Genomic DNA, 4,139 nt, shown 5'->3' with positions numbered 1-4,139 from the left:
TGGGTAAGGCTGGCAATGTCCTCTGGTGTTGAGGAAATAATGAAATTTGCTAAGAGTCAGAATGACCACTACAGAGACGGCATTACCAATGCCGGCATCTACCATATCAGGACAAGTGTTCTGGAAGGTATAAATAACAAGATAAAGGTTCTAAAGCGTGTAGCCTATGGGTACAGAGATTTAGATTATTTCTTTTTAAGAATAAGAAGTGCATTCAGAGGAAAGTTTACTCCAATCCCGACGATTGGATAGAAGAAAGCCCAGAATGAATTTTGTTATATTCAAATCAGGGCTTTCCACAGATTCACGGATGAACCAATTTTCAGCACGATAAAGAGAAACAAAATTGTATTCTAATTTTAATGAGTTATTATCGTATTTTGCAGAAAGACCAAGCTCATTTGATATAAAATAATCGTGAGTTGTAATGATAATCTGTACACCTAGAGTTGAAAGAGAAATAAAAGCTTTGCATAATTTTTCAACCATTCGTGGATTCATATTTGTTTCTGGTTCATCCCAAATCAAAACAGATCCTTGCTTTAAGTTTCCATTTGATATGAGATAAATTAAAGTACCAATTTTACGATAACCTTCAGAAAGCAATCCCATTTCATATTGTTCAGAATTAGACAAAGATTTGTAGAAAAACTTATGATCTTTCCATTCGATATCACCATCAATTAAATTTGTAAGCTCTTCTATAACAGATTTTGACTTATTGTTTAATTGCGTAGGTCGAGGCATTTGCAATCTTCGAGATAAATCATAATACATTTCTTCAAATGAAATTTGATAGTGCTCATATAATGAAGAAAAATTATCAACAGATATCATTTCTTTAGGAGGAATATATACTAACCTATTTGAAATCTTCAGGGATGAATCACTTTTACATACAACATGCTCTGATGCAGATGCACTGAAATCTACACTTACAGAACCATTTAAAAAGTTTAATGAAATAAAGGCTCGATCAGTTTTCTTCTTTACAATGTTTCCAATCCTATTTTCATTTGGACGAAAAACCTCTTTTATCTTTTTTTCAATATTTGACTGCAAATCTAATTTCGTAAAATGCTCTTTACAACTTGCATATCCACTCATTACTGAGTAGATGGATTTTAAAATTGCTGTTTTACCAGTACTATTATCTCCAATAAAAACATTTATATTATGAGATAACTTTAAATCTAATTCAGCAATTCCCAAAACATTTTTAATAACAATTCTGTCTAAATAATTATCAGAATCACATTCATACTGATTTTCTGGTTGTTCAAAAAAGTTTACCGTTTCAGATTGTACTGTGCTAAGTTGGCCTTCACCTGTTTTAATTAGTAATCCACCAATTTCACTCATTAGATAACCCCTTTTCAGTATTCTCTTCTAGATAAATTGCATAATCAATTCGCTTTGCGGAATCATCACTTCCCATTCTTGTAATCCATAGTCTTATGTATAGATTTTTATTATCATAAGTTCCAAAAAAAATTGGATTTTTAGTTCCAAAAGCTACTGAATTATTAGGCTCACAAAGAGTAATGTGTAATATTTGCTTACCATTAGATAGTTCAGTTTTATAATTTACAGCTTTACCCTGATTAGAAAAATCAATCAATATACCAAATTTAAAATAATTATTGCTATTTTCGTTAGAAGATAGAGTTACATCAAGAAAAAGGTCTGAGGACGAATCAAAAGTTAATCCAGTGCCACATTCAGCAACTACATATTTACCACTTTTCATATATACCATAAAAAACCAAAATATTAATAAATCAATATGAAAGCCACAAAAAAATAACAATATATTATATGCTCAGACGATACTACGCAAAGAAATAACGACAGATTTAACTACACAGTGAATATATTGTCTATTTATGTAAAGACTAAATGATAATAATACAAAAAAAATAGAAAAATTAAATGTTCTGTCATGCTTATTTCAATTTTAGTAAATTAAGCTATATCCCTATTAAAGCGAAAAGAAAAAATTTGGTAATTATTTGATCTCGAGGCCAGAAGTCTAAATCTAACTTAAAACCTCAATAAGAAATGGATAATACACTATAAAAAATCATTCATAATATAGACTCACTACAATACACTTTATTAGTTGCCATTCATTAACTGCAGAATGAATAATTTCAAAAGAAATTTACCATATAGTTCTACCCATTTTTGATGATTATTATCCAGATATTCAACGGTGAACGCTTATCTGTGTAAATTCCATTAAATCAACTCTTAATAGAGAAGTGATTATGCCATTCATAAGAAAGAAAAACTAATCCCTTCCAAACAGATCTCTCGTATAAACCTTCTCCATAACATCAGATAAGGAGTCATCTACTCTGTTTACAACAATAGCATCGCACATGGATTTAAACTCATTTAAATCCCCTATCACTTTACTGTTATAGAATGATGAACCACTAGGTAAGGTTGGTTCATAGATAACAACAGTTGCGCCTTTAGCTTTAATTCTCTTCATTACCCCTTGAATTGATGACTGTCTGAAGTTGTCAGAATTACTCTTCATGGTTAGACGATAGACACCAATAACAATATTTTTCTCATTGTTACTGTCAAATTCAGATTCAGAGTAACTGTGATATCCAGCTTTCCTTAATACTCTATCCGCAATAAAGTCTTTTCTGGTTCTGTTTGATTCAACAATTGCGTATATCAGATTCTGAGGGACATCTGAATAATTTGCCAAAAGCTGCTTGGTATCCTTAGGTAAACAATAACCGCCATAGCCAAAGGATGGATTGTTATACTGTTTTCCGATTCTAGGATCTAAACAAACACCATTAATTACATTTACTGTAGAAAGACCTTTCAGCTCACAATAAGTATCAAGCTCATTAAAGTAAGCAACTCTAAGAGCAAGGTATGTGTTAGCAAATAGTTTTACGGCTTCAGCTTCTGTAAAGCTCATAAATAGAGTATCAATATTCTCTTTTAAAGCCCCTTCCTGAAGAAGTTTTGCAAATGTGTGAGCATATTCTTCTGATGACTCATCACAACCTACAATAATTCTTGATGGATAGAGATTATCATAAAGAGCCTTACTTTCACGTAAGAATTCAGGACTGAATAGAATCTTAGCCTCAGGATATTTTTCTTTTACAGATTTTGTAAAGCCTACAGGAATAGTACTCTTGATGACAATACAGGAATCTTTGTTTACAGATAAGACCTGTTGAATTACACATTCAACAGCAGAAGTATCAAAAAAGTTTTTATCAGGGGCGTAATTTGTTGGAGTTGCTACAACTACAAAATCTGCATCAGCATATGCTGCATTCCAGTCTGTTGTGGCAGTTAGATTTAAATCTTTTGTTGCAAGATATCTCTCAATATATTCATCCAGAATAGGACTCTTACGATTGTTGATAAGATTTACTTTCTCTTCAATAATATCAACTGCTGTAACCTTATGGTGTTGAGATAAAAGCACAGATATGGATAAACCAACGTAGCCGGTACCTGCGACAGAAATTTTTAATTCATTAAAATTATTCATATAAAAAAGTTTTTTAATAATCTCAATATTTGTTTGAAAACATAGTTATTGTCGAACAATATAACACTTAACAATGCATAATTAAACTTATAAATCATTATGTGTATACAAGTGAATGCATATTTTTTTGTCGCTATTAAAAAGAGTTAGTTAATTTGTTGAAATGATTTATTAATAAAATATTGCTAAGTTTAAAAATATTATTACAAAACAATCAGTAAAAACAAACTCTCTAGGAAGGGAGAATTTTGTTTTATTCCTATTTTATATCTAGTAACCGCCCATATTAAGGTTGTTTTTTTTACTTAACTCTAGTTTCCCACATGGAAATTTAAAACAAAACTAGATTCACTCCAGGTTTGATGCTCTTTAAAAACTTGTATTGATTTATTTTTGGGGAAGAGGTGTGATTATAAGCAAAAAAGGCTTATATATCTGATAGATATCGATGAAAAGGTGTGTTTAATATGTTATAATTTTATCTGCGAAAACAAAAAGTTAACATAAAAAAAACACCATTAATATGATACCTAAAAATACCTCTTCTAGCAATTTTACTGATACATTTTCTTCTCTTTTTTCTGTTCTTGGTCTTTGTAGT

4 protein-coding genes are annotated in these 4,139 nt (G+C 30.6%); 1 reads left to right on the top strand and 3 read right to left on the bottom strand.

Features of this window, described 5'->3' with window-relative positions; genetic code table 11:
- The coding region (locus tag B5D46_RS11755) for a transposase (RefSeq protein ID WP_143675687.1) at window positions 1-252 on the top strand (252 nt) is incomplete at its 5' end.
- Here B5D46_RS11755 and B5D46_RS11750 read toward each other — a convergent pair.
- From B5D46_RS11750 to B5D46_RS11740, 3 genes are all read right to left on the bottom strand, one after another.
- Window positions 196-1,362, bottom strand: a complete 1,167-nt coding sequence (locus B5D46_RS11750) for an AAA family ATPase (RefSeq protein WP_078929613.1) — start codon at window positions 1,360-1,362, stop codon at window positions 196-198. The two genes, B5D46_RS11755 and B5D46_RS11750, sit on opposite strands and share 57 nt — an antisense overlap.
- Window positions 1,355-1,750, bottom strand: coding sequence for a DUF6864 domain-containing function (locus B5D46_RS11745; RefSeq protein ID WP_143675686.1), 396 nt, complete (start codon window positions 1,748-1,750; stop codon window positions 1,355-1,357). The genes B5D46_RS11750 and B5D46_RS11745 overlap by 8 nt, the downstream gene beginning before the upstream one ends.
- A gap of 543 nt (window positions 1,751-2,293) precedes the next feature.
- Complete coding sequence (locus B5D46_RS11740; RefSeq protein ID WP_078929611.1) at window positions 2,294-3,538, bottom strand: nucleotide sugar dehydrogenase; 1,245 nt, start codon at window positions 3,536-3,538, stop codon at window positions 2,294-2,296.
- Between the last annotated feature and the right edge of the window lie 601 nt (window positions 3,539-4,139).

Origin of the sequence: Succinivibrio dextrinosolvens DSM 3072 (assembly GCF_900167015.1) — a bacterium.
In the GTDB taxonomy this organism is placed as follows: domain Bacteria; phylum Pseudomonadota; class Gammaproteobacteria; order Enterobacterales; family Succinivibrionaceae; genus Succinivibrio; species Succinivibrio dextrinosolvens.
The sequence above is the reverse complement of the archived record's forward strand: the minus strand, read 5'-3'. Positions and strand labels throughout refer to the sequence as shown.

Bases quoted from the DNA above. Each gene is read 5' to 3' on its own strand.
- B5D46_RS11745 (WP_143675686.1), bottom strand. From the start codon at position 1,750: ATGAAAAGTGGTAAATATGTAGTTGCTGAATGTGGCACTGGATTAACT.
- B5D46_RS11750 (WP_078929613.1), bottom strand. From the start codon at position 1,362: ATGAGTGAAATTGGTGGATTACTAATTAAAACAGGTGAAGGCCAACTT.
- B5D46_RS11740 (WP_078929611.1), bottom strand. From the start codon at position 3,538: ATGAATAATTTTAATGAATTAAAAATTTCTGTCGCAGGTACCGGCTAC.